A 1,550-nucleotide genomic window follows, 5' to 3' on the forward strand; every position below is an offset into this window, starting at 1 on the left:
GGTGGAAAACGCTGCGGCACACCACCGCGAGCCCGCGCCGGACCAGCGACATCCTCGCCGCAGCGCTGCACCTCACCCATTTCGAATACAAATACCTACCGGAAAGTCGTTGAGATCAGCTCAGTGAGCTTTTGCGACTCATAGTAGAGGATCTGCTCAGGGATGATCACATCGCCAAGCTCTACGCGATGGGGCACCCCCGCCGCGATGCCGAGGAGTACGACGTGAGGCGCCCTTGTTCGCCGGAGGGCCTCCAATGTGACTAGTGCAGCCGGAACGGCTCCCATGGAACTCACCAGTACAATTTCAATCCGCCATATGTTGCCCAAGCGATCGGCCATCATCGAGCCGGCGATTCCGCCCTCGCGCGACACGCAAGGGCCAAGCACATGGATCGCTGCTCTGAACTCGAGGGGTAGCGCAGTAATGACAAGCAGATCAGTCCCGACGGCGGGTGGAGAGCTGCCCACGCCTTCAGGGTCGACAGCGGCCACAATGGGATCCCTCTGGACCAAGCACGATTCGGGCTCGGGCCTCATCGAAGTCGTCCTCTCAAGGACATGAGGACGCGCCGGTGGGGCTGGCGTTCATTCGACCGAGTGACCGCCGGCTGCCTACGATGACCCCGTTCGTGGGTTCTTACGTCCGGAAGGCGCAGCTTGTCACTGCTTGTTCGGTGCCGCGCATACAGCCAGGCGGGCATGCCCTTTCGAGAAAATCCTGTACGCGACGACCGTGTGGGCGTGGGGTCGCTAGGCCGAACATCAACAGACCATCCCGGCCTTGCATCGATCCCTGGCGTTCCCCACACGCTGACTCCGGTCCGAGACCAGCAGCAACGGACTGCCGCCTGCCAATCTCTGATGTTTGATCAACACCACTGTCTCGCCCTAAGGGTCTTTCGCGCTCAGAGCCCTGCTGGTACCAAGTTGCTAGTAGCAGATTGCACGTCGCCACTCTGCGCGTTCGCCAGAGTACGCCGCGTGACGGCGAGTTGCTACCTGCAAGGTGTAAGGTGCGGTCTGCTACTCGCATCGAACGAATCGGCTTAACCGACATTTCGGACAGGGATCAAAGGATCCCGTGATACTTTTAGGGACAAGCGATCATGGAGCATGAACTCGATCCCACGGTTCAGCGACGTCGCCTCCGGATCGAGCTTCGCAAGGCCAGGTCTGACACCGGGCTTAGTCAGAAGCAGGTGGCCGAAGAGCTTGGATGGTCCCCGTCGAAGCTGCTCCGGATCGAAAACGGTCAAGTCGGGATCTCGCGGACCGACCTCAGGGCGTTGCTCGATCTTTACGAAATCACCGACTCGGCCCAAATCAAGACGTTCGTTGAGATGGCACAGCAGGGCCGGAGACAACAAGCATGGAGTCAGTATCGAGACGTACTCTACCCGGAATACATGGCCTATTTGAGCGTAACTACTCAGGTCAGCTGATTGCGGGGATCCATGGCCGGCCGGACGTGAGTTGGACGAGGGCGTCGTAGAGGTTGATGCCGTGTTTGGTGGCGGTGGCGAGATACGAGCGTAGGTGGCAGAAGTG

Annotated in this window: 2 protein-coding genes; one reads left to right on the forward strand and one right to left on the reverse strand. The window is 59.9% G+C overall.

Annotation, left to right across the window (positions count from 1 at the left end):
• Positions 1 to 95: 95 nt before the first annotated feature.
• Positions 96 to 539 carry a phosphorylase family protein gene (locus ACFQS1_RS40380; protein WP_378978350.1) on the reverse strand — a complete coding sequence of 148 codons (444 nt, stop codon included), beginning with the start codon at positions 537 to 539 and terminating at the stop codon, positions 96 to 98.
• A 569-nt stretch (positions 540 to 1,108) separates the two neighbouring features.
• Between ACFQS1_RS40380 and ACFQS1_RS40385 the strand changes: the two genes are divergently transcribed.
• Positions 1,109 to 1,444, forward strand: a complete 336-nt coding sequence (locus ACFQS1_RS40385; protein ID WP_378978352.1) for a helix-turn-helix domain-containing protein — start codon at positions 1,109 to 1,111, stop codon at positions 1,442 to 1,444.
• The last annotated feature ends 106 nt before the right edge of the window (positions 1,445 to 1,550 follow it).

The sequence above is a fragment of the Paractinoplanes rhizophilus genome (assembly GCF_042664765.1).
Lineage (GTDB): Bacteria > Actinomycetota > Actinomycetes > Mycobacteriales > Micromonosporaceae > Actinoplanes > Actinoplanes rhizophilus.